The sequence below is a fragment of the Aquisalimonas lutea genome, from assembly GCF_030409225.1.
In the GTDB taxonomy this organism is placed as follows: domain Bacteria; phylum Pseudomonadota; class Gammaproteobacteria; order Nitrococcales; family Aquisalimonadaceae; genus Aquisalimonas; species Aquisalimonas lutea.
In genome coordinates this window covers 1,254,966-1,277,954 of the sequence record NZ_JAUFPK010000001.1, presented here as the reverse complement: position 1 = coordinate 1,277,954, position 22,989 = coordinate 1,254,966, and the positions used below count along the sequence as shown (strand labels likewise).

18 protein-coding genes and 1 pseudogene are annotated in these 22,989 nt (G+C 66.1%); 10 read left to right on the top strand and 9 right to left on the bottom strand.

All coding sequences use genetic code 11. The features are described 5' to 3' along the window. Positions 1 to 397 precede the first annotated feature (397 nt). Complete coding sequence (locus QWY84_RS06035; protein WP_290201550.1) at positions 398 to 1,183, top strand: metallophosphoesterase; 786 nt, start codon at positions 398 to 400, stop codon at positions 1,181 to 1,183. Here QWY84_RS06035 and aspS read toward each other — a convergent pair. Together aspS and QWY84_RS06025 are read right to left on the bottom strand one after the other, a co-directional pair. Then, entirely contained in the window at positions 1,173 to 2,951 is a 1,779-nt protein-coding gene (gene aspS / locus QWY84_RS06030; protein ID WP_290201549.1) for an aspartate--tRNA ligase, read from the bottom strand. The two genes, QWY84_RS06035 and aspS, sit on opposite strands and share 11 nt — an antisense overlap. Before the next feature lie 105 nt (positions 2,952 to 3,056). Further along, on the bottom strand, positions 3,057 to 3,416 hold the full coding sequence (locus QWY84_RS06025) for an FmdB family zinc ribbon protein (protein WP_290201547.1): 360 nt from the start codon (positions 3,414 to 3,416) through the stop codon (positions 3,057 to 3,059). Positions 3,417 to 3,674: 258 nt separating this feature from the next. Here QWY84_RS06025 and QWY84_RS06020 point away from each other — a divergent pair, with 258 nt between their 5' ends. Then, positions 3,675 to 4,358, top strand: a complete 684-nt coding sequence (locus tag QWY84_RS06020) for a DUF1614 domain-containing protein (RefSeq protein ID WP_290201546.1) — start codon at positions 3,675 to 3,677, stop codon at positions 4,356 to 4,358. Positions 4,359 to 4,439: 81 nt separating this feature from the next. Here the strand turns inward: QWY84_RS06020 and QWY84_RS06015 are convergent, their stop codons facing one another. After that, positions 4,440 to 4,985 (bottom strand): ATP-dependent zinc protease family protein, encoded by a 546-nt coding sequence (locus QWY84_RS06015; RefSeq protein ID WP_290201545.1) that lies wholly within the window; start codon positions 4,983 to 4,985, stop codon positions 4,440 to 4,442. A gap of 259 nt (positions 4,986 to 5,244) precedes the next feature. Between QWY84_RS06015 and QWY84_RS06010 the strand changes: the two genes are divergently transcribed. From QWY84_RS06010 to QWY84_RS05980, 7 genes and pseudogenes are all read left to right on the top strand, one after another. Next, a complete protein-coding gene (locus QWY84_RS06010) occupies positions 5,245 to 5,559 on the top strand; it encodes a hypothetical protein (RefSeq protein ID WP_290201544.1) in 315 nt (104 codons plus the stop codon). Positions 5,560 to 5,724: 165 nt separating this feature from the next. Then, a pseudogene (locus QWY84_RS06005) lies at positions 5,725 to 6,993 on the top strand (TRAP transporter large permease). Positions 6,994 to 7,088: 95 nt separating this feature from the next. Then, a complete protein-coding gene (locus QWY84_RS06000) occupies positions 7,089 to 7,958 on the top strand; it encodes an SDR family NAD(P)-dependent oxidoreductase (protein ID WP_290201543.1) in 870 nt (289 codons plus the stop codon). A gap of 109 nt (positions 7,959 to 8,067) precedes the next feature. Beyond that, on the top strand, positions 8,068 to 9,414 hold the full coding sequence (locus tag QWY84_RS05995; protein WP_290201542.1) for a nicotinate phosphoribosyltransferase: 1,347 nt from the start codon (positions 8,068 to 8,070) through the stop codon (positions 9,412 to 9,414). 103 nt (positions 9,415 to 9,517) lie between these two features. Continuing rightward, positions 9,518 to 9,802, top strand: a complete 285-nt coding sequence (locus QWY84_RS05990; RefSeq protein ID WP_290201540.1) for a helix-turn-helix domain-containing protein — start codon at positions 9,518 to 9,520, stop codon at positions 9,800 to 9,802. A gap of 226 nt (positions 9,803 to 10,028) precedes the next feature. Then, positions 10,029 to 13,541 (top strand): bifunctional diguanylate cyclase/phosphodiesterase, encoded by a 3,513-nt coding sequence (locus tag QWY84_RS05985; RefSeq protein WP_290201539.1) that lies wholly within the window; start codon positions 10,029 to 10,031, stop codon positions 13,539 to 13,541. A gap of 311 nt (positions 13,542 to 13,852) precedes the next feature. Next, the gene (locus QWY84_RS05980) at positions 13,853 to 14,425 is read left to right on the top strand and encodes a class I SAM-dependent methyltransferase (protein ID WP_290201538.1); all 573 of its coding nucleotides are present in this window, start codon (positions 13,853 to 13,855) and stop codon (positions 14,423 to 14,425) included. Between the two features lie 66 nt (positions 14,426 to 14,491). Here the strand turns inward: QWY84_RS05980 and QWY84_RS05975 are convergent, their stop codons facing one another. The 6 genes from QWY84_RS05975 to QWY84_RS05950 form a co-directional block, all read right to left on the bottom strand. Further along, positions 14,492 to 15,715, bottom strand: a complete 1,224-nt coding sequence (locus QWY84_RS05975) for a sensor histidine kinase (RefSeq protein WP_290201537.1) — start codon at positions 15,713 to 15,715, stop codon at positions 14,492 to 14,494. A 16-nt stretch (positions 15,716 to 15,731) separates the two neighbouring features. Continuing rightward, the gene (locus QWY84_RS05970; RefSeq protein WP_290201536.1) at positions 15,732 to 16,421 is read right to left on the bottom strand and encodes a response regulator transcription factor; all 690 of its coding nucleotides are present in this window, start codon (positions 16,419 to 16,421) and stop codon (positions 15,732 to 15,734) included. A gap of 14 nt (positions 16,422 to 16,435) precedes the next feature. After that, positions 16,436 to 17,212, bottom strand: coding sequence for a phosphatase PAP2 family protein (locus QWY84_RS05965; RefSeq protein WP_290201535.1), 777 nt, complete (start codon positions 17,210 to 17,212; stop codon positions 16,436 to 16,438). Between the two features lie 28 nt (positions 17,213 to 17,240). Continuing rightward, entirely contained in the window at positions 17,241 to 18,362 is a 1,122-nt protein-coding gene (corA, locus tag QWY84_RS05960; protein ID WP_290201533.1) for a magnesium/cobalt transporter CorA, read from the bottom strand. 91 nt (positions 18,363 to 18,453) lie between these two features. Then, positions 18,454 to 19,374, bottom strand: coding sequence for a haloalkane dehalogenase (locus tag QWY84_RS05955; RefSeq protein ID WP_290201532.1), 921 nt, complete (start codon positions 19,372 to 19,374; stop codon positions 18,454 to 18,456). Positions 19,375 to 19,593: 219 nt separating this feature from the next. After that, positions 19,594 to 20,316, bottom strand: coding sequence for a helix-turn-helix domain-containing protein (locus QWY84_RS05950; protein ID WP_290201531.1), 723 nt, complete (start codon positions 20,314 to 20,316; stop codon positions 19,594 to 19,596). A gap of 554 nt (positions 20,317 to 20,870) precedes the next feature. Between QWY84_RS05950 and QWY84_RS05945 the strand changes: the two genes are divergently transcribed. Further along, positions 20,871 to 22,205: a hypothetical protein gene (locus tag QWY84_RS05945; RefSeq protein WP_290201530.1), complete on the top strand. Its 1,335-nt coding sequence runs from the start codon at positions 20,871 to 20,873 to the stop codon at positions 22,203 to 22,205. Positions 22,206 to 22,989 lie beyond the last annotated feature (784 nt).

The following is a 22,989-nucleotide window of genomic DNA, read 5'->3' as shown; positions in this document are numbered from 1 at the left end:
ACCCTCCTTGATACCAGAATGCCGGCATTTTGTGAACGGGTTCACACAATGCCACAACCAATGGATCCTGCATCCAACCTAACCAGGCGTTTCTGTGACCGTCGAGGGGGCAAACCGCGGAATTCCGACCTGGATCACGAAAACACGGGCAACCATGCGCGTTTTTGTGACTGGGGCCACATCGACCCTGGTCACAGCCAGTCCCTGCAGCAGCTGCTTGCCGCCCCTTTGCGCAGCGCCCCCAACACCGACGCCGTCAGTACCGATAGGGGTAGCTGCGGGAGCAGGGCGCACGATGTCATGATGAACACGTCGACACAGGGGGCGTGCGTCCAGGTCGCGCATCTGCGGGCCATGCACGTTCCCGATCGCAAATATCCATGGGTGCGGCACAGCGATGAGGAAAAGGCCTAGAAACCAACCCAAAGCGCGCATCGTCTCGCTACCCGCCAACGAGCAGGGGCGCGATCTCGTCGTGGGCGACCTCCACGGCCATCGTCCTACGCTTGATGCGGCTCTGGAGGCCCTCTCCTTTGACCCCGCAGCGGATCGCCTGCTCTCGGTGGGCGACCTGGTCGACCGCGGGCCGGATTCCGTCGCCTGCCTGCGGCTGCTGCGCGAACCGTGGTTCCATGCGGTCAAGGGCAACCACGAGGACCTACTGCTCGGCAGCGTCCGGGAACTCGACGGCGCCGCCGGTACGCAGGACCCCCGCTTTGCCCTTCACCAGAACAATGGCGGCGAGTGGCTGATCCATCTCTGGCCACCGGACGACGAGTTCCGCACGCTCATCGAGCAGGTGCGGGAGCTGCCCCACGTGCTCGTGGTCGGTCAAGGGAACCACCGCTACCACGTCGTCCATGCGGGCTTCGCCGACGGCATGACCGACGAGACCATCGACCGCAATCAGGCGGGCGACCCGGAGTCATTGATTTGGAGTCGCCAACGCGGCAAGGCCCTGCAGCGGCTACAAACCGCCGGGAAAAGCGCGCACGCCCCGTCCGCGCTATCACTAACCTACTGCGGTCACGTGGTGGGTGCGGATGACGCGGGCCGCCCTGCGCGCGGCCACGGGCACGTCAACCTGGAGACGGGCGTAGCCCACGGGCTGTACCTGAGCATCGCCGTGCGCCGGCCGGACGGCACGGAGACCATCCACCAGCAGGCGCCGGTCAGCCGCTGACGGTCTTGCGCAACCGAATGCCCAGCTCGCGGAGCTGCGCCTCGCCCACGGGCGCGGGGGCCTCCGTGAGCAGGCAGCTCGCCGTCTGGGTCTTGGGGAAGGCCATGACGTCACGGATGGAGTGCGCGCCGGTCATGAGCATGACCAGGCGATCCAGGCCGAAGGCGATGCCGCCGTGCGGCGGGGCGCCGTACTCCAGCGCGTCCAGCAGGAAACCGAACTTCTCCCGCGCCTCGTCCTCGTCGATGCCCAGCAACCCGAACACGGCGCGCTGCATGTCGGGGCGGTGGATACGAATGGAGCCGCCGCCAATCTCGGTGCCGTTGAGCACCATGTCATAGGCGCGCGAGAGGAGCTGCTCGGCATCCACCGCGCGCAGCTCGTCGACGCTGTCGACGCTGGGCGAGGTGAACGGGTGGTGCAGGGAGTACAGGCGCTGGTCCTGCTCGTCGTACTCGAACATGGGGAAATCGACCACCCACACCGGCCGCCAGCCCGCCTCCACCAGGCCCAGGTCGTGACCCAGCCGCACCCGCAGGGCGCCGAGAGCCTCGTTGACGATGCTCGCCCGGTCGGCGCCGAAGAACACCAGATCGCCGGCCCCGGCGCCGGTGCGCTCGAGAATGCCCGTCACGGCCTCGTCGGGCAGGAATTTGAGAATAGGCGACTGCAGCCCCTCGCGCCCCTGGGCGGGATCGTTCACCTTGATGTAGGCGAGCCCCTTGGCGCCGTAACGACCGACGAACTCGGTGTAGGTATCGATCTCCTTGCGCGTGAGCTCGCCGCCGCCGGGCACCCGCAGCGCCGCCACGCGTCCCTTGGCATCATTGGCCGGCCCGGAGAAGACCTTGAACTCCACGTCGGTGACGAGATCCGCCACCTCCACCAGCTCCAGGGGGATGCGCAGATCGGGCCGGTCGATGCCGAAGCGGTGCACGGCCTCGGCATAGCGCATGCGCGGAAACGGCTGCGGCAGCTCCTCGCCCAGGACATTGCGGAACAGCCCGGCGATCATGGACTCCATGAGCTCCATGATGCCGTTCTCGTCCATGAACGAGGTCTCGATATCGAGCTGGGTGAACTCCGGCTGCCGGTCGGCGCGTAGGTCCTCGTCGCGGAAGCAGCGGGTGATCTGGTAGTAACGGTCCATGCCGGACATCATCAGCAGTTGCTTGAACAACTGCGGCGACTGCGGCAGGGCATAGAAGGCCCCCTGGTGGACGCGGCTGGGCACCAGGTAGTCCCGGGCGCCCTCGGGCGTAGCCCGGGTGAGCATGGGGGTTTCGATGTCGAGAAAGCCCTCGCCGTCCAGGAACCGGCGCAGCTCGCTGGTGATCCGCGCCCGGGTGCGCAGCCGTTCCAGCATCTCCGGGCGGCGCAGGTCGACGTAGCGGTGCCGCAGGCGCACGTCCTCGCCCACGTCCACGTCGTCGAGCTGGAACGGCGGCGTCTTGGCGGTGTTCAGGACCTCGATGGCGTGGCCGAGCACCTCCACCTGCCCGCTGTTCAAGCCCGGGTTCTCCGTGCCCTCCGGCCTTCTGCGCACGCGCCCCTGCACGCGGAGGACATACTCCCCGCGCACGCTCTCGGCCGTGGCAAAGCTCTCCGGACGATCCGGGTCGAAGACCACCTGCACCAGGCCGTCCCGGTCGCGCAGGTCGATGAAGATCACGCCGCCATGGTCGCGCCGCCGGTGAACCCAGCCGCTAAGCTCCACGTCCGTGTCGAGGTGTGCTTCCGTAACCTGGCCGCAATAATGGCTGCGCATGTCTGTGCCCTGAATACTGGTATGCGCCGGGGATGGCCGGCGGGAGATCAGGGCGGCAATGGTACGGTCTCGCCCGGGGCGGCGCAACCGGCCGCGCCCGGGGCGTCAGGCGCCGCTCGCGGCCTTGGAGGTGCTGCTTCCGCTGTCCTTGCCTGAGCTTTCCTTGCCCGCGCTCTTGCCGCTGCCCTCGGAGCTGCCCCCGGAGCCTTCGCTGCTGCCGGAGGACGAACCATTGTCGGAACCGTTGCCCGAGCTGCTGTCGCCGATGATATTGCGGCGGTTGCCCGACTTGAAGTCGGTCTCGTACCAGCCGCCCCCCTTGAGCCGGAACGCCGCCGCCGAGATCTTGCGGCGCAGCTTCGCCTCCCCGCAGGACTCGCAGTCGGTCAGGGGCGCATCACTGAGCTTCTGGATGGCCTCCTGCTCGTGCCCGCAACTGTCACAGAAATATTCGTAGATCGGCATGATCCTTGTCCTCCTTGTACCGACGGAGCTTATATAAGGCCTGCACACGCGGAACGCAAGAGTCTCCGGAGCCGCCCGTCAGCGCGGGTGATCGCGGGGCGCGCCCACGGCGGAAGGAAGGCCGGTGCCCAACGCGCAGGATGGACCTTCAGCTCCCGCGAGTCGAGATCACCGCGCCCCCGGAAAGCGACGCCGTCTGCTCCGATCGCACCGGCCGGCGGCAGGGAGGTTCATTCCACACCGGAATCGCCGGTTACAATGAGCCCGTCGCCGTCACGACCCAAGGAGCTCGCCATTCCCCTTCTCATCGGACTCATCGCGTTCATGTTCCTGTTCGCGCTCATCCAGGTGGGCGCGGTGAGCATTGCGTTCGAGAAGCTCGGGCTAACCGGCGGCTCGGGGATGCTGTTGCTGCTGAGCTGCATCGGCGGCAGCCTGATCAACATGCCGCTGTTCCAGATGCAGACGTCTGCCGACGCCCGCACCGACCGGCCATCCGTTCCCATTCCCTGGCTGCAGCACCGGCAGCCCCCGTTCCACGGTCGCACGGTGGTCGCCATCAACGTCGGCGGGGCCATCATCCCGGCGACCTTCTGCCTGTACCTGGCGGCCACGCAGCCCGTACCGTTGCTGGGCGTACTGCTTGCCACCGCCGGCCAGACGGCCGTGTGCTACTTCTTCAGCCGGCCCGTACCCGGGCTGGGCATCGGCATGCCCATTCTCGTCGCCCCGATCGCCGCGGCGGTGCTCGGCGTCGCCTTCGGTGGGGAGCACTCGCCCGCGGTAGCCTACATCGCCGGCACGCTGGGCGTGCTCGCGGGCGCGGACCTGCTGCGGATCAACGACATCCGCAGCCTGGGCGTGCCGGTGGCGTCCATCGGCGGTGCCGGCACGTTCGACGGCGTTTTCATCACCGGCATCGTGGCAGTGCTACTCGCCTGAGAAACGGCCCAAGCGGCGTGTCACCCGCCCGAGCACGAAACGGCCTATACCGAGAATGTCCGGCCCGGCCAACGGCCCCGGTCAGTCGTCGTCATCATCCTCGCCGTCGTCGTCATCGTCATCCTGGTCGTACGGCTGACCGCACGCGGGATCTTCCGTATAGCCCTCGGCCGGATCGACGAGGATCACGCCTTCCATGAAATTACGCCCGAGGAGCATGGGCGTGCTGAGCTCTTCCCGGTCAGCCAGGTTGACCTCCCGCTCCTGCTGGATGCGACCGACACATACGGTGAGGTTGACGACGTAGCGCTCCGTGACCCCGGAGGCGCTGCGGATGCGCACGGTCCGTTCGACCGGGCGCTCGAGGGTAACGGACGTACCGTCCTCGTTGGAGATCTCGAATCGGACCCAGTCCTCGCCGTCCTTCTCGAACGCTTCCGGATCCGGCGCATGGATAGACGACGTCTCGGCCGCCGTGTCCAGCTTGGACTTGAGCACCAAGTCCGCGTCAATGACCTTGACGCGCTCCACCCAGCCGAAAACGGAATGGCTGTGGACCGTCCCGGCGGCGAGCATGGTGGCCAAAAAAGCGATCAGCAGGACATGAACGCGGAAGCAACGGCGCATCGAATTACTCCGGTGTCTGCGAGTGAGTTAGGAGTCTTGCAAGCCGCGCACGGCGGGTCAACGGCGGCAGCCGCCGGAACGGGATTCGGCAACAACGGGCACGGAACCAGGGAACCAGCGGCGGCTACCACTGGACGGCCAAGAACGTCATGGACCGGTTCGGGCCGGCTGTCGCGGGCCCGAGCAATCTATCGAACATACTGAACACGGGCTTCAACAAGGGCACCGCGGCCAAGAACAGTATCGGCAGCAGGACGCCTTGGCGAATGAGCGCACGACCGCCGCTTGGGACAGCGGCGGCCCGCCGCTGCACAACGGGCGCTTCCTGGGTGTGCTCACCGGCGGCCTGGTGCGTACGCAGATCACGGGAACCGGCGACGCCTCGTGGTGGACGGGCCCCTTCAACCCGTCACGCAGGAACTTCATCGAGACCGAGACCGACGGCCGGGTCAGGTACGACGCGCAGTCGGTCCCGCTCCCGTCGAGTCTCGTGCTGTTGATCGCCGGACTCGTCGGCTTGTACCTGACCGTGATCGGCACCCGGCGAGAGCGCGCGACACGGGGACGCGCGTAACGGGGCCCGGGATCACCGTTAGCCGATGATGACGCCGGTTCTGCACCAACTGCGCCCGGCGTTCAGCCGGCGCGCCCGACCAACCGGGCGAGCGCCGGCGGCAACCCCGCCCAGTCCTTCTCCGGCGGCGGGGCGAAGCTGCCGTCGCGGGCATTGGCAAGGCCCATGGCGGCGAGCGACTCCGCATGGCGGGTCGCGCTGGCGACGCCGTCGACGACCGGCACGGGAATGCGATCAGCGACGTTGCGGGCAAGACCGGCCAGCGGCGCTCCGGCCAGGATCCTGTGGGGCGCTCTGGACAACTTTCTTCTCACGGCCATACCGCTGTTCATCCTCCTCGGCGAGATCCTGCTTCGTGCCGGGGTTACCGACCGCATGTACGAAGCGCTGTCCACGTGGCTCTACCGCCTGCCCGGCGGGCTGCTGCACACGAACATCGGCGCGTCCGCGGTGTTCGCCGCCATCTCGGGGTCATAGGTGGCCACGGCGGCCACCATCGGCACCGTCGCCCTGCCGGCGTTCCGGGAGCGCCAGTACAGCGAGCGCCTGGCGCTCGGATCCATCGCTGCGGGTGCCACCCTGGGCATCCTGATCCCGCCGAGCATCAACATGATCATCTACGGTGCGATCACGAACACCTCGGTCGGCAAGCTGTTCGCCGCCGGCATCGTGCCCGGGGTGCTGCTTGCCCTGGTCTTCATGGCGGTAATCGCCGGCATCTCTCTGCTTAGGCCGTCGATCGCGGGGACCGGGGAGCTGCGCGTTCCGTGGAGCGTGCGATTGCGCATGCTGGTCCATCTCCTCCCCCCTGCCGGCGTATTCCTGGTGGTCATGGGGAGCATCTACTCCGGCTGGGCAACGCCCACCGAGTCCGCGGCGCTGGGTGTCATCGCTGCGCTGGCCATTGCCGCCGGCTACCGACGGCTGCGCCTGTCCATGCTCCACGAGGCGTTTCTCGCGACCATGCAGACCACGGCGGTTATCCTGCTGATCATCGTCGCGGCATTCTTCATGAACTTCATCCTCGGCGTCATGGGCGTGCCGAACATGCTCACCCAGTGGGTGGCCGACCTCGGCGTGTCCCCCGTTGGCCTGGTGATCGCCCTGGCGTGCCTCTATCTGGTGCTCGGCTGCTTCATCGAGACGCTGTCCATGATGATCGCCACCATCGCGATCACGGTACCCATGCTCACGGCAATGGGCTTCGATCCCGTCTGGTCCGGGATCTTCCTGGTGCTGATGATGGAGATCTCGCTGTTCACGCCGCCCATCGGCATGAATCTCTATGTCGTGCAGAGCGTGCGCCGTGACGGCGACATTACCGACGTCATGATCGGGGCGCTGCCCTTCCTGTTCGACATGCTGGGCTTCGTGGCTGTCATTACGGCCTGGCCCGGCCTCGTTACCTGGTTCCCCGAGCTCCTGGGCCTGTAGCGTTCCGTAGGGCGGCGGTGCCGCGGCACCGTGTTCCCCATACCGGACGGTTTCGGGTACCGTTACACGGCTTCAGGCGGTACCGGGCGGCATCGATGACACGACACGGCACGCTTCTGATCACCGGCTGCTCTACCGGCATCGGCTACGCCGCGGCGGTCACCCTCAAGCGGCGCGGCTGGCGCGTGTTCGCCGGGGCCCGCGGCGAGGACGACCTGCGCATGCTCCGCAACCACGGGCTCGAGGCGGTGCAGTTGGATGTCGACGAGCCCGCAAGCATTACCGCCGCCGTCGAGACCGTGCTCGCCAGCACCGGCGGGCAGCTCGACGCCCTGTTCAACAATGCCGGCTTCGGGCAGCCCGGCGCTGTGGAGGACCTGCCCCGGGCCGCCTTGCGGGCCCAGTTCGAGACCAACCTCTTCGGTCCCCAGGAGCTCACCAACCAGCTCCTGCCGGTGATGCGCCGGCAGGGCCACGGGCGCATCGTCTACAACAGCTCCGTTCTCGGCCTGACCGCCTTGCCGTACCGCGGCGCCTACGTGGCCTCGAAGTTCGCCATGGAGGGACTGGTGGACACCCTGCGCATGGAGCTTCGCGGCAGCGGAGTGCACGTATCGCTGGTGGAACCGGGGCCCATCGTCAGTCGCTTCCGCGCCAATGCCCGGGCGCGCTTCCACGCCAACATCGACGCCTCCGCCAGCGCCCACGCCCGCAACTACCGGGCGCTGGAGCACCGGCTCGCCGCCCCGGAGCGGGCCACGGGGCTCACGCTCGGACCGGACGCCGTCGTGCGCAAGCTGGTTCACGCACTGGAAAGCCCGCGCCCCCGCCCGCGGTACCCGGTCACCCTGCCGACCCGGGTCTTCGGCGTCCTGCGCCGTCTGCTGCCGACGCGCGTCATGGACCGCGTGCTGCTGGCGAGCACCGCCGACGAGCGGCGTCCGCCGCCGGAGGACGGGGACTGACCCCACCGGCCAACGCCCGCGCCCGACGAGTGCCGAATCGTCATCGCCCACCGGGCGCTTTTCTAGCAGAATGTGGGCATTGCATGGCATCCGCTAATGAGGGCATCCGTTGAGCGACCTGACATTCACCGATGACGAGCTCGGTCTGTTCACCGATCTCTACGAGCTCACCATGGTGCAGGCCTACTGGGCCGAAGGCATGCGCGCCGACGGCGTTTTCAGCCTGTTCTTCCGCAAGCCGCCGGCGGATCGCAACTTCGTGCTCGCCTGCGGCCAGGAGCATGTCGCCCAGCTCGCCCCGCTGCTGCGCTTTCCGCGGGCGCAGCTCGACCGGCTCGCCACGGTCGGCATGTTCCAGGACGCGTTCCTGCAGTGGCTGGAGGGTTTCCGCTTCAGCGGCGCGATCCACGCACTGCCCGAGGGCACCCCGGTATTCGCCCACGAGCCGTTCATGGAAGTCCGCGCTCCGGTGGCCGAGGCGCAGTTGCTCGAGACCCTGGTGATGAACCAGATCACCACCGAGACGGTGCTAGCATCCAAGGCCGTGCGCGTGGCGCTTGCCGCCGGCGAGCGCCCGGTGCTGGACTTCGGCATGCGCCGCATGCACGGAACCGACGCCGCCCTGCGCGGCGTGCGGGCCTACCGTGTCGCCGGCATCCGCGCCACCAGCAACGTCCTCGGCAGCCTGCGCTACGGCCTGCCGGCGAGCGGCACCATGGCCCACTCGTTCATCCAGGCCCACCCGGACGAGACCGATGCCTTCCGCACCTACGGCCAGCTCTATCCCGGGACCACACTGCTGGTGGATACCTACGACACCCTCGCCGCGGTGGACAAGGTGATCCGGCTGGTCCGCGACGAGGGCCTGGAGATCGGCGCCATCCGCCTGGACTCCGGCGATCTCGGCAGCCTCAGCCGCACGGCCCGCGACAAGCTCGACGCCGCCGGGCTGCAGCAGATCAGGATCGTCGTCAGCGGCGGGCTGGACGAGTGGACCATCCGCGAGCTGCTCCGGGGCGGCGCTCCCATCGACGGCTTCGGCGTGGGCACGGACATGGGCGCCTCGGTGGACGCACCGTCCCTGGACCTCGCCTACAAGCTCACCGAATACGACAATGAGCCCCGCCTCAAGAACGCCCCCGGCAAGAAGCTCCACCCGGGTGCGAAGCAAGTCTGGCGGTTCGCCGGGGCGGACGGCACTTACAGCCACGACGAGATCACCGGGCGCACCGAGGCCCGGGACGGCGAGCCGCTGCTGCGTGCCGTCGTCGAAGACGGCACCCCGCTGCACCCGACGCCGGACATCGACGAGGCCCGGCAGCGGGCCTGGGCGGCCATCGAGCGCATGCCCGCCGCCATGCGCGCGCTCGAGCCGGCGCAGACACCGTACCCGGTCCACTTCAGCGACGAGCTGGAACGGCTGCGCATCGACACCATCAACAAGCTCAATCGGTAGTGGCCGATCAAGAAGAAGCGCCCGCAAGGAACACACGTCCGCGGACTGCTGTGGGCATTGGAGTCACGAATCGGCATCGCACGCAGCAACCTCGTCTAGCGCCATGCCGCCCGAGCTTGAGAACGTATGGGATGCCTTGGAGAACTCGCCTGAGCAGGCCGAGAACATGAGGCTGCGTGCCGAACTTATGACACAGATCCGCGACTATGCGCACGGTCTGGACATGACCCAGAAAGCGGCAGCTAAGCGCTTGGGGCTGACGCAACCACGACTGAACGATCTCGTGCGCGGGCGTTTGGATCGGTTGAGCCTGGATATGTTGGTCAATGTCCTTGCCCGAGCCGGCAAGCACATCAACGTGTCGATTTCCGATGAAGAGGTAGCTTAAGCAACTGGCTACGAGCCAGGGGAAACGCTGTACAAACGAACCCCCAGCCATGATCGGCTCGCGCTCCCCGCGCCGGGCAACGGGGCAAGACGATGACGTATTAACGCAAGTCTTTTGCATTCTTGTGTTACGTCGCACAGACCGGCAATCCATAACGCCGCTATGATGTGCTCGTACGAGACACATTAGCGCGTCGTCCGCATGCAGGCGGGGTGCCGGAGGCACGTTGAACTACCGAGTCCTCAGAGGCGAAAAGATCACCGGCGAGCGAACGCTTGAAGTCGGAACACAGAGGCTTGGCAGCCTCGCCCGCGCTCTGGCGCGCTGCAATGCAGCCGCGCTCGACACCAACAGCGATGATGAGCTGTATGCCTGCATTTGCGACACACTGATCCGTGTAGGCGGTCTTGCCTCGGCTTGGGTGGCCCGGCTCGACCCCGAGGCCCGCCGCTTGTGCCTGACAGCCAGCTACGGGTTGGGCGAAGCGCAAAACGAGGTGTTCCCCATTCCGTTGGATGGCGATGACTCGGCAAACCCGGCACCCCAGGCCGCCCACCAGCAACGGCCGATCTGGGCGCACACCGCGGACACCCCATTCGCCTCGCCGACCGAGCAAACCATGACGGCAGCCCTGCCGTTGTGGCGTGCAGGCCAGGTCGAGGCCGTCCTTGGACTCCACGCACCGTCCGGCGAGGCGTTCAATGGTGAGGCGCAGGAACTCCTCGCCGCGATCGCTGGGGCGGTCAGCGCCGGGCTCGACCATCGCGACCGGGAGAGCCGGCGAAGGCAGACCGAACAACGCCTCGCGGAGAGCGAGAACCGCTTCCAGGGGCTGCTTGAGACCGTGCCCACCGTGGCCATGCAGGGCTACGGCATGGATGGCATCACGCGGTACTGGAACCGCGCCTCCGAGCACCTGTACGGCTACAAGGCCGAGGAGGCCATCGGGCGCAGCCTGCTGGATCTGATCATCCCGCCGGAGATGCACGATGACGTCGTCGCAGGTATCCAGCACATGGCCAACACCGGCGAAGTCATCCCGGCCTCGGAGCTGTCGCTCGTGCGCAAGGACGGCTCCCGGGTCACCGTGTTTTCCAGCCACGCCAGCGTCACCGGGGTGGACGGCGACACGGAGCTATTCTGCATCGATGTTGACCTCACCGAGCGCAAAAAGGTCGAGGAGGCACTGCGCAACAGCGAGGCGGAGTTCCGAACGCTGATCGAATCCATGCCGCAGATTGTCTGGGTGACGCAGCCGGACGGCTGGCATACCCACTTCAATCAGCACTGGATGGACTACACGGGGCTCACCCTGGAGCAAAGCCTCGGCGACGGCTGGAATCCGCCCTTTCACCCAGACGACCGGGGAAGGGCAGCGGTGCTGTGGCAACAGGCCACCAACACAGGCACTCCCTACGAAATCGAATACCGCCTGCGCCGCCATGACGGCGTCTACCGCTGGATGCTCGGCCGCGCCCTCCCCCTGCGCAACGAAACCGGCGAGATCGTGAAGTGGTTTGGCACGTGCACGGACATAGACGACCTCAAGCGGGCGCAAGAGCGACTGGATGAAGCCCAGCGCGTCGGGCGCATCGGGGACTGGGAACTCGACACCGCCACGGGGGCGATGACCTGGTCACCGCAAATATTTGACCTCCTTGGCCGTGACCCCGCGCTTGGCCCGCCGCAGGGCCAGAACGAGCACGGGATGCTGTATACGTCGGCGAGCGCGACGCTGTGGCAAGAGCACATCAACCGCGTTATCACCTCCGGAGCAAGCCAGGAGTTCGAGCTCGTGGCCAACCATCCGATTGGCGCGGATGTCCACGTGCACATTGTGGCCGTTCCGCGCACGGACGACGACGGCACCGTCGTCGGCGTATACGGGACCCTGCAGGACGTCTCCGCGCGCAAGCGCGCGGAACAGGCGCTCGCCTCCCGGGCGCACCAGCAGGTGCTGGTGGCACGTCTCGGCCGCATGGCATTGTCGACCACGGATGTGGAGCACGTGTTCGACGAGGCAGCCAAGGCCATCTCCGAAGGCCTGGGTGTGGAATACAGCAAGCTTCTGGCGCTCGATGACGACCGTGATGCCTTGGTCTTGCGGGCCGGAGTTGGCTGGCACGCGGAGTGGTTCGGGCGGGTCGCCAACCCCGACGGGGCTGCGTACTCGCTAGCTGACCACGTCATCGCCTCCGGCGAGTCGGTCATCGTCGACGATTTCGGCGAGGAGAACCGCTTCGCGCCGTCACCGCTTCTCAACGACCACGGGATCGTTAGCGGCATCGAGGTGCCGATCGGTGGCGACGGCCGCCCCTGGGGCGTTCTCGGCGCCTACGCGCCGCAACGGCGAAAGTTCTCAACCGACGATCTCGGTTTTCTGCAGAGCTTGGCCAACACGCTCAGCGCCGCTATTGAGCGCCAGCGCAGTGACGAGCGCCTGGCCTACATTGCGCAACACGACCCGCTCACCGATCTGCCCAACCGCGCGCTATTCACAGACCGGTTGAACGTCGCCCTTGCCCGCGCGGAGCGCTCCGGCAATCCACTGGCGTTGCTCTTCATTGACCTCGATCACTTCAAGAACGTCAACGACGTCTTCGGCCATCCCCTCGGCGATCAGGTGCTGTGCGAGGTGGCGAAACGACTCACCCATGCCGTGCGCGCAACGGACACGGTGAGCCGGCAAGGCGGCGACGAATTCCTGGTTGTGCTCCCGGAGATCACCGAGGAGCAGGAAGCCGCGCGGGTCGCCGAGAAACTGCTCGCGGCGATCACGGGCCGCTTCGTCCTCGAAGGCACAGAAGTCACCCTGGGCGGGAGCATCGGCATCGCATGCTTTCCCTCGAACGGGACAGACGCCACCGCACTAGCGCGCAACGCCGACGCCGCGATGTACGTGGCCAAGCAGCAGGGACGCAACCGGTATCAGTTCTACTCCGCGGAGATGAACGCGCGCGCCCACGACCGCCTGATCCTGGAGAGCGATCTCCACCAGGCCATCGAGCGCGACGAGCTGTTCGTCGTCTATCAGCCGCAAGTGGACTTGGCCACGGACACCGTCGTCGGCCTCGAGGCATTACTGCGGTGGCGCCATCCATCGCGGGGGCTCGTCCCGCCAGCGCAGTTCATCCCCATCGCCGAGGAACGGGGCCTCATTGGTGCCATCGGCGCCTGGGTCCTGGCCTCGGCCTGTGAGCAACACGCCGCCTGGCTGGAGCAGGGGCTGATCGATGGCACCATTGCCGTCAACGTCTCCGTACGGCAGTTCCAGCAGCCCGATTTCGTGGAAATGGTCGAGGACGTGCTCGCACGTGCGCGCCTGCCGGCGGAGCGCCTGGAGATCGAAGTCACCGAGAGCCTGTTCATGGACAATCTTGAGATGGTCCAGTGCAAGCTCAACGCCCTGCATCGGCTCGGCGTAAAGCTCGCCATCGACGACTTCGGCACCGGCTATTCCAATCTCAGCTACTTGAAGCAGCTCCCGCTGCATCGACTGAAGATCGATAAGTCGTTCACCACCGGGCTGCCGGAGGACCAGGAGAACAGCGCCATCGCCCACGCCATCATTCACATGGGGCGCAGCCTTGGCCTGAACATTCTCGCGGAAGGCATCGAAACGCGGCCGCAGGAGAAACACGTCCGCTCGCTGTCGTGCGACGTCGCCCAGGGCTACCTATACACCCACCCTCTTGCCGCCGATGCGTGTGCGATGTTCCTGCAACAGAGAATCCGGTAACGAGCGCGCAACGCCTCGCGGCCGCTGCGGTCGCCGGATCGCCGGCCGCCTTCCGCGCTCCTCGCACCTCAAGCTGATATCCCACAAGGTCGGCTACACCTCTGGCCGCCGAGGGACGCTCGCCCATTTCACATCCTTTTGACGCCACGTTAACGCCGGTTTGACGTCACCGGCTTCAGTCTCGGTGTCCTCAACAGCCTCTTTTGCCCAGTGCTGGAAGACACCCGGTGATGAACCAGACGGCCGAATCCGTACCGGCTAACCGCACCCATCCATCTGCCGAAGCTGGTGCACGCAAGGCGAGGCGGTACATGGCAAAGCGCTACAGCAAACCGGACCAGCGCCTCCTGCACATGCTGGAGGCGGATGCCATCACGCGCCGGATGGATACGCTGACCCGGCGCGGGGAGCGCATGCTCGACCTCCCCTGCGGGTACGGCCGCTTCACGGCTCATGCCCTGCGGCGGGGCCTGCAGGTCAGCGTTGCCGACATCAACCCGGACATGCTGGAGCTGGTGCAGCAGCGCCTCGGACCGCTGGACAGCCACTGTTGCCGAAGCGATTGCCTCCCCTTCCCGGACAATACGTTCGACACCGCGCTGTGCGTAAGGCTGCTCCAGCACCTCCACGAGCGGGAGGTTCGTGTTGCGACGCTGCGCGAGCTCGCCCGTGTCACCCGACGCGGGATCATTGCCACGATCTACGACCGGACCCGGCTCCATCGCGTGCTTCACGGCAAGCGCAACCTCAAGCGCCTCCACCGCTATAGCCCAGAGAGCCTGCACGACGAGCTCGAAGCAGCCGGCCTATCCCTGGTGAAGGCGCGGCGTATACTGCCCGGCGTTCACGCGCAGCAGGTCCTCATGCTCCGCCCCGCGGCGTAGGAGCTGTGCGCGCCACCCGCGGCGGTCGGGGAAGGGCGACCCATCGGCCGGCGTGCGCTGCCGCGCCTACCCCGTCTGGAACCGCCAGCTCGCCCGTGTTCCCCGGCCGGGCGCGCTGTCGAGGTCGAGCGTCCAGCCGAAGCGCTCGCAGAGCCGCGAGACCAGCGACAGGCCCAGACCGGAACGACCCGCCATCATCGGGCGGTCCGTCTCCTCCGCGGTGCCTTCGTCGTGCGCGGTCATTCCCGCACCGTCATCAACCACCGACAGGTAACCGGGCCCGGTCTCGATGACAATCCGTTGGGCGTCGGCGTGTCGCAGCGCATTGCGGAGCAAGTTGGCGGTGATGACGTCGACAACGGCAACCGGAGCCGTCACCGTGACATCGGGCTGCTCGCGCCGCTCCACGCGAGGAGGCTGTCCTGGGCTCGATGCCATCTCCTGCTCGATCACGACATCCAAGCGGTCACTAAGCACGATCGCCGCTTCGTCGCCGCTGGGATCGCGCTCCAGCACGAGTTCGAGCAACGTGGTGATCGTCTCCTGCATGCGGCCTGCGGCTTGATCAATACGCCGAAGCGCTCGCACGGAGCGATCGGCGAGCCCGGAATCGGCCTCCACGATCTCCGCGGCGTTGCGAATCACTGCCAGGGGGTTGCGGAGCTCGTGGCTGACATCGGCGGAGAAGCGCCGCTCGCGGTCGATGGCACGCACCGTGCGCTCACGGTAGTGATCCAGCGCCTCCGCAAGAGTGCGCACCTCGTCGACCGGGAGACGGGTGGCGAACCGACCGCGCCCCGGCTCATCGGTGGCCCGCCGGACATCCCGGGCAAGGCGCTCCAGCGGCGCGGTCAGCCGCCCGGCAATCACCAGGCCGGCCGCCAGCGACACAGCCGTCGCCAGAGCCGTTCCGATCAGTACGTACACCCACGACTCCGCCTCCAGGGTCTCGAGGCGGCCGATATCGCTGACCACGATAATGCGCCCTTGCGACGTCGTCGCCGTGGCCGCCAGCCAGCCCGACTCGCCGGTCTCGTGCTCGTGCAACCCGTCGGGGAGTTCGTAGAGCGCGCTCGGCACCTCATCCAGCGGGGCGTTGGTCAGAACGCGCGCCCCGCCCGCCGCCTCCGGCGTGTCGAAAGAGTACGCTCCCGGGTTCGCTACCGCTTCATCGAGCCGCGCGGCGACGCGTTGCTCGGCGTTCCACTCGAGAATCTCGTAGGAGACGAACAACAGCGCCGTGGCCACGAGCGGGCCGAGAACCAGCCCCGCGCCCAGGAACGACACCACGATGCGACCACGCAGCCTACCCCGCATCATCACCGCCCTCGACCGCAAGCCGATACCCGACCCCGTGCACCGTATGCACCAGGCGCCTGTCGCCGCCGCCATCGATAGCACGACGCAGCCGATGAATGTGCGCACGCAGGGAGTCGCTGTCGGGGAGATCATCACCCCAGATCTCGCGCTCGATGCGGCTGCGCGGCACGACAGCGGGCGCCTCGCGCATGAGCACGCGCAGGACCTCAAAGTCGCGGCGGGTCAGTGACAGGGCGCGCCCCGCCCGGGTGACGCACCGCGTGTCATCGTCCAGAACCAGGTCATCGACCTGCAAGCGAGGCCGCTCGACACCGCCCCGGAACCGGCGATGCTGCGCCTGCAGGCGGGCCTCGAGCTCGCGCAGCGCAATGGGCTTGACCAGGTAGTCGTCGGCTCCGGCCTCCAGGCCCTGGACGCGCTCGTCCAGCTCGCCCCGGGCTGTGAGCATGATCACGGGCACGGCGCACTTGTCCCGGCGCAGCCGCGCGCATAGGTCCACGCCATCGAGTGCCGGCAGGGCAAGGTCGAGAACCACGACATCAGGCGCTGTCGTTGCTGCCAGATGCAGCCCCGTCAGACCGTCGGCGGCCCAGTCGGTAGTGTGACCGCACGCCTCCAGGTAATCCACGATGTTGGCCACCAGATCGCGGTGATCCTCGATGATCAGCACATGCATGACACCCGTCTCCATCAACGCCTGCGCAGGGCATGCTCCGTCACGGTCAGGCACACCAGCAGCCACGCCAGCGCCATCGCGAACCCGGCGACCACGTCGCTGGGGTAGTGGACCTGCAGCACGACCCGGCTGCCGCCGATGAGCACGATGAGCGCCGCGATCGCCCCGAGCAACGGCGCGGGCCGGCGGACACAGCCGGTTCGCCGTAGCACATAGGCCAGCATGCCGTAGGCGAACGTCGCCCCCATGGCGTGACCGCTGGGAAAGCTCCAGGCGGTTGTGCCCAGCACGGCCTCGGCCGCCTCCGGGCGCTGCCGCCCGATAAGCTGCTTCAGGGCGGTGCTCACCATGCCGCCGCCGGCCAGCGTCACCCCCCAGGCGGTACACAGCAGCCACCGCCGATACCACAGCAGGACGCCACCCACGGCGAAGCCCAGCGCGGTGATGGTCGCCACGTCCCCCAGGCGGGTGATGGCAGCGAACGCGGCCTGGATCGCAGGTGCCGTGTGCTCCTGGTGAGCCTCCAGCAGTGCATGATCCAGCCGGGCGACAGCGCCACCGTCGCGGTAGCTGTCGAGCAGGGCCAGAAACACCGCGAGCGCCGCACACACCAGGCCGAGCGCAGCCGCAAGACGCACGCGTCGCTGCCCTTGCTGCTGCAACCAGCCGGATACCGACTGGTGCGCCGCCCGTTGTCCGGCGAGCCGGGCGAGCACCATGACCGCAACCGCCGCGACAAGGGCCGCGCTGCACACCACCAAGGGCAGATGGGCGCCTGTCCACTCGACCATCCGGCTCATCGCCGCACCTGATCCCGGCTCACGAGCGCCAGCGGCCGCCGAGCCAGCCCCGGCGCCGGAACAGAACCAGCAGCCCGACGCCCACCGCGGTGATGACGCCCAGGACGAACGGATAGCCGTAGCGCCAGCCGAGCTCCGGCATGTTGTACGGCGACGCCGCCGTGTCGAAGTTCATGCCGTAGATCCCCGTGATCACGGTCAGCGGCATGAACACGGTGGCAATAATGGTCAGCACCTTCATGACCTCGTTCATGCGGTGGTTGATGGCGGTCACGTACAGGTCGAGCGCGCTGGTGGCCCGCTCGCGGTAGGTCTCGACGACGTCCAGGATCTGCACGGCGTGGTCCTCGCAGTCGCGCAGGAACAGCCTCGTATCCCCGGAGACCGCCTGGACGTCCCGCGTCATCACCCGGAACAGCTCCCGCTGGGGCCACACCGCCCGCCGCATCGCCTGGAGCTGGCGCTTGACCGCGTGCATCTCGCCGACCAGCTTCTCGCTGGGCCGCGCGATCGCGCGGTCCTCGAGCTCGTCCAGGCGGTTGGAGAAGGCCTCCAGGATGGGGAAGTAGGAGTCCACCACGGCATCGAGCAGTGCGTAACTGAGATAGTCCGACCGCAGCAGCCGGCCGCGGTTGCCCGGGCTCTTGCGGATGCGCTCGCGCACCGGCTCGAAGCAGTCGCCGGGGCGCTCCTGGAACGTGATCACGAACCCCTCGCCCATGAACAGGCTGAGCTGCTCGAGCTCGAGATGGTGGGCGCCATACGAAGGCATCCGGGTGATCACGAACAGGTTCGCGTCGTAGTCTTCCACCTTGGGCCGTTGATGCACGTTGATGACGTCCTCCAGCGCCAGAGGGTGGATGCCGAAGCGCTTCCCGAGGGCCGCGATCAGATCCGCGTCGGCCAGGCCGGAGACATCGATCCAGTTCATGGGCCACTGCTCCACGGCCGCGTCGATGTCCTCGAGGGAGGCCTCCCTGCGGTCGGCCAGGTTGTGGCCGTCGTAGCTCATCAGCGTCATGTGCGGCGCGTGGGCCTCGGCACGGCTGATCAGGGTGCCAGGCGCGGTTCCCCGGCGGTGGCGATGGCGCAGCTCGTAGGGGCGGCGATGGTGGTGATGGGCGGCAGTCTGTTCCGACATGGGTGCAACCGTGGTTGTTTTGGGATTTTGCTGGCAGCTTCTGCCTGCGCCGATGATAGCCCTTCTGCTCGATTGTGCCCGCGCGGTGCGCTCAGCCCCCGCCGGCGGTGCCCTGATACCACGCGGCGATTGCACGCCCGATCGCCTCCGGGCAGTCCTCCTGCAGGTAATGGATGCCCCGGCCCACCGGGACCGTTTCCAGGTTGGGCAGGTTCGCCCGGCACCACGCCACCTGCGGTTCCTGCAGCACGCCGCCCGGGTCGCCGTGCAGGAGGAGCTTCGGGATCGTGCTGGTCTGCAGGACGCGCGCGTACGTCTTGAAGGCGCGGGCAACGTCCGGCGGCCGGCCGTCCAGGGGGATCTCCAGCGGCCACTGGCGCACCGGGCGACGGCTCGCGACGGTGGGGAACGGCTCCCGGTAGCGGCGCATGGTCTCAGCATCGAGCCGGCGCACGGTGGCCGCGGGCAGGATCACCTCGACGAAGGCATTGGCAACGCTGACCGTGAGCCAGCCGAGCACGGGCGTTCGCATTACGCCAAAGGCGAGACGGAACCGCGCAGGCATATCGCGCCAGGCAAGAGATCCCACCATGCCCTCGAGAAAGGCGATGCCGCGCACGCGCCTCGGGTGGTTCGCGAGATAGTGGAACGCGATGGAGCAGCCCCAGTCGTGGCCGACGAAGGTGACCTCATCGAGACCGAGCCGGTCGATGAAGGCAGCGATGGCATCGTAGTGATCGAAGAAGCGATAGCCGCCGCCCGACGACGGGTCGGAATAGCCCATGCCCATGAGGTCGGGGGCGATGCAGCGCGCGTGGGGTGCGACGAACGGAATGACGTTGCGCCAGATGTACGACCACGTTGGGTTGCCGTGGAGGAAGACCACGGGCGCCCCGCTACCGGCCTCGATGTAGTGCATGCGGGCGCCGTCGATGTCGACGTACTGCGGCTCATACTCGAAGCTCGCGGGGATCGATGCTGTAGTGTCGGCCCACCGGGTCGAGACGCTCATGTTGCCTCCTCGTCACGGAGCACGGTGAGGCGGCTCCGACACCGAGGCAGGCCAGTTCTCCTGCCAGAGCCTTCAAGACGACAAGCACCCCGGTTTGGCCACCGGAAACGATCCGATTAGCCGGGGTCACTTCTGTCTGCATATGTTGAGCGGATACGCGATGTCCGGTGTGTACTGCGGGAGACCGCCTGGTGCGAGCCTTGCCTCACGGTACACAAGCTACTGCTCCAAGATCAGCTCGATAAAAAGCTGCAGAACGGTTTCCGGCGTGGGCGTCTTATTGTGGCTGAGCGCGTAGTCATAGGCGGTCTTGACTAGGCGGGCCTCTTTAGCTGCCTCAAGCTTGACCTGGCGGGCTTCCAACGTCTCCCGCACCGAAACGATCACGCTCTCGAGCAGATCGACGTCTAGCGCGCTCCGCGCGCCCTGCTGCTCTGACTCGACATAGGCATCCCCGGGTGTCTCAGGCTCCTTAGCCAGCCTCAAATACCTATCAAGCGTTTCCAGCGTCAAAGAGTCCACGCCAGATACCTGGTCGACGGTCAGCTCGCCCTGGTTGTAATCGGCTATAAACCTCTGTTTTACCGTGGTTTCCGGATGGCCTGCGCCGATGGTCTGGCGATATCGCTCGAACGACTCCTGAACTTTCACCGCCTCTGCATGGCGGCCTACAAAGACAGGCCCTTTGCCAAAGGCTATCCAGTCTAGGCTGACCCCGGAATTCTTCGCGAGTCCCGCAATCGCTTGAAAGCCGGGCGGGCTGTCGCCTCGCATATACCGATAGAGCATATCAGTGGAAACATCAGCGGCTGTTGCTGCTTTTGATCTAGTTTTGAACTGATCTACAGCGAACTTGATACGGTTTCTAATTGTGATCTCTTGGGAAGAAGATTCGCTTTCAACCTTTTCTTCTCTTTCCTTTCTTCTTTTTTTTCCTGGCATAACAATACCTTATATATTACTTAGTTAGACCAACCGAACTCGGAAGAATAACAGGAGAACATACTCTTGACATGATAGCTCATGTTATATAGTCTTCGAGGTATGGATAAAGCACAGCAGTTCAGCAACCGACCTCGCCTGACTGGCACCGAGCAAATCTGGTGGTCGCTCTCAGGAACAGGACGGCCGCCAAGTTGCTTCAGGCGCTTGCGATCGCTCACCGCGACACGGCCGCGAGCGCGCTCATCATTGCCCTGGACCGGTCCAGATCGAAGAACAAGCGCAGCATCGCGGAGTCGATCAAGCCAACTCACTGCGGCTGCCAGCATAGCACCCGAGCACGGGACACGCCTTGCGTGCCTTAACTCCTCGGATCAACCGAAAACGAAGATCTTACTTGGAGGAGCAAAGGCGCCCGCAGATGAATTCACGGAGTCCATAGACCAGGCAACGCTGCCGGCCTGCATCAGGCCGCTCCAATCGGGCTTAACCATGGCTCGCCCTCCTCACGCGGGAGGGCAAGGAAACTCAGTGACCTATGTGGGAGTTGTTGAATGACCGATATCAATATCACGCAGTACGCCGATGGACAGCGGCAAGCCGACGCAGAGGTTATGACGAATGTTGCTCCGCTCGACACAGCAGATACAGGCGACCACTCCGCTACCCATGGCCAGCATGGGCGGGCGACCGCGATCTCCGCCGGTACCGGATCCGCGCCTGCGGCGGGTGCTCCACCTTGCGATCTTCAGGAGATTGACGAACGGCTGATGGCCTTGGAGACGCACCTCGCTCAGGAGAGCTACGACGTAAGTCTTTGTCTCGATGAAATCGCCCTGCTTTGGCAGGGCCTGAGGCGCCGCCGTGCAAGCTACGCCTACCCGCTCCGCGATCGCCTGATCGGTCTGACGCATATCCTGTATGTGGACGACCGACTCTCCTTCGAGACGTTGGAGCGATGCTGTGGTTTAAGTCTCTCTTTTATCTCGCAGGGTTTCCGATCGCTCGGACTCGAGGCTCGCCACTGTTCCGAGAAGACGCCAGAGGCGGGAGATCCGTACCGGGCTTACTCGGTCAATCCCTATGCCCTCGATGACCTGAGCAGACCGGACGTCGCATATGTGCTGGGTTTCCTTTGGGCGGACGCTCGCGTACTCACGCGAGCCGACGGCGCGCCGGAGGGCCTGCGCATTGTCCTGCACCCGCGAGACAGAGCCATGCTGGAGTGGCTCAGAGATTTCTTCGGCAGCGATGCCCCGATCCGGCCGGTGTCGTCCCGGCTCAGTAACGGGCGCACCTATGGCGGATTGGTTCTATCGGTCTACAGCCACCGGCTAGCAGCGCGGCTCATCGCGTTGGGATATACACATCGGCGCCAGGGTACCGGCAATGTTGCACCGCCGGCCGTTCCGCCCTCGGTCGAGGTCGATTTCTGGCGCGGTGTGTGCGACGGCGACGGTCATATCAAGCGAGACAAGCGCTACGTCTTCCCCCTCGGCGGATGGGAGCTTGGGATCTGCGGCTCTGAAGCATTGGTCACCGCGTTCCAGGCGTTCGCTGCCCGCACACTTCGGATGGCGACCCGCGTTATCCGCAATGGGAAAAGCAGCGTGAACTTCCGTGTGTACGTCACCGGCGTCCGGACACCGATTCTCGCCGAAACGTTGTATCCCGCCGGATGCACGGCATTGGCGCGCAAGTATGCGATCGCCCGTGACCTCACTGCGGCTCGGCATGCTGCCCTGGCCGGCGGGGTGCGCGAGACGCAGACACCAAGTCGATTGCTGTATACCAACGTGGCCGCCGCCCCACCAGCCGTCTATACCATCCTGGCTCGGTACATGCCATCCACGACGGCACCAGACGACGATGGCGACGAGCCCATCTGAAAGGCGACTCGTGTTGGCTTCGACGCAGCGAAGCCAACACCGCCACCTCCCACAGTGCAGTAACAAGTACGACACAGAGGTAAAACGCGATGACAGAGTGCAATTCTGAAGACAACAGCGTCGGCGCGCGTGTGTATCATCTCCGCAAGCAGGCGAAACTAACACAGCGCCAGCTCGCCGGACTAGCCGGTGTCTGCCGACAAACCGTCATGGTCCAGGAACGAAACCCAGAACGCTGCTCGCGTCGTATCGACGAAATCGCGCGCGCACTCGACGTCTCGGGCTCGTATCTGCGCTACGGGGCGCCCACCCCTCGACAAGAACAGGGATATACGCCCGATCCATCCCAGCGCCCCCAGCTCCGTTGGGTCCCCGTAATATTCGCCGGAACGCGCGTACGAAGCTCTGCGCACCGCTTGCGCATCCGTCACCCCTGAGGCGGTGATCGCAACACCGCGCTCGGCCCCCCTCGTCGGAGTCAGGGTCTCCGGCACAGGGGGTCAGAACATCGACGGCGGTGGCCAGAACGCACTGGTGCTGTTTACGCCCGTCCCGGACGCGCAAGCGGCCGGCCAGCCGCCTGGAGCGTTAGTCGTTGTTTCAGATGATGAAACAGGCTCATTGCTCGTTCGCCGCGCCAAACATCGAACGCCCAAGGGAGATTTGGAATTTGTCCCGGATGACCCGATGCACGCCAAACTCGTTGACGGGGACCAAGCTAGACTCGCCGGTGTCATTGTCGAGGTTCGGCTCCCTCAGCCGCGGGCCCATAACCTCGCCTCAC

What these genes read in the sequence shown, in the direction of transcription:
- QWY84_RS06035 (WP_290201550.1), top strand. Translation starts at nt 398, where the DNA reads ATGAGGAAAAGGCCTAGAAACCAACCCAAAGCGCGCATCGTCTCGCTA.
- aspS (WP_290201549.1), bottom strand. Translation starts at nt 2,951, where the DNA reads ATGCGCAGCCATTATTGCGGCCAGGTTACGGAAGCACACCTCGACACG.
- QWY84_RS06025 (WP_290201547.1), bottom strand. Translation starts at nt 3,416, where the DNA reads ATGCCGATCTACGAATATTTCTGTGACAGTTGCGGGCACGAGCAGGAG.
- QWY84_RS06020 (WP_290201546.1), top strand. Translation starts at nt 3,675, where the DNA reads ATGAGCCCGTCGCCGTCACGACCCAAGGAGCTCGCCATTCCCCTTCTC.
- QWY84_RS06015 (WP_290201545.1), bottom strand. Translation starts at nt 4,985, where the DNA reads ATGCGCCGTTGCTTCCGCGTTCATGTCCTGCTGATCGCTTTTTTGGCC.
- QWY84_RS06000 (WP_290201543.1), top strand. Translation starts at nt 7,089, where the DNA reads ATGACACGACACGGCACGCTTCTGATCACCGGCTGCTCTACCGGCATC.
- QWY84_RS05990 (WP_290201540.1), top strand. Translation starts at nt 9,518, where the DNA reads ATGCCGCCCGAGCTTGAGAACGTATGGGATGCCTTGGAGAACTCGCCT.
- QWY84_RS05980 (WP_290201538.1), top strand. Translation starts at nt 13,853, where the DNA reads ATGGCAAAGCGCTACAGCAAACCGGACCAGCGCCTCCTGCACATGCTG.
- QWY84_RS05970 (WP_290201536.1), bottom strand. Translation starts at nt 16,421, where the DNA reads ATGCATGTGCTGATCATCGAGGATCACCGCGATCTGGTGGCCAACATC.
- QWY84_RS05965 (WP_290201535.1), bottom strand. Translation starts at nt 17,212, where the DNA reads ATGGTCGAGTGGACAGGCGCCCATCTGCCCTTGGTGGTGTGCAGCGCG.
- corA (WP_290201533.1), bottom strand. Translation starts at nt 18,362, where the DNA reads ATGTCGGAACAGACTGCCGCCCATCACCACCATCGCCGCCCCTACGAG.
- QWY84_RS05955 (WP_290201532.1), bottom strand. Translation starts at nt 19,374, where the DNA reads ATGAGCGTCTCGACCCGGTGGGCCGACACTACAGCATCGATCCCCGCG.
- QWY84_RS05950 (WP_290201531.1), bottom strand. Translation starts at nt 20,316, where the DNA reads ATGCCAGGAAAAAAAAGAAGAAAGGAAAGAGAAGAAAAGGTTGAAAGC.
- QWY84_RS05945 (WP_290201530.1), top strand. Translation starts at nt 20,871, where the DNA reads ATGACCGATATCAATATCACGCAGTACGCCGATGGACAGCGGCAAGCC.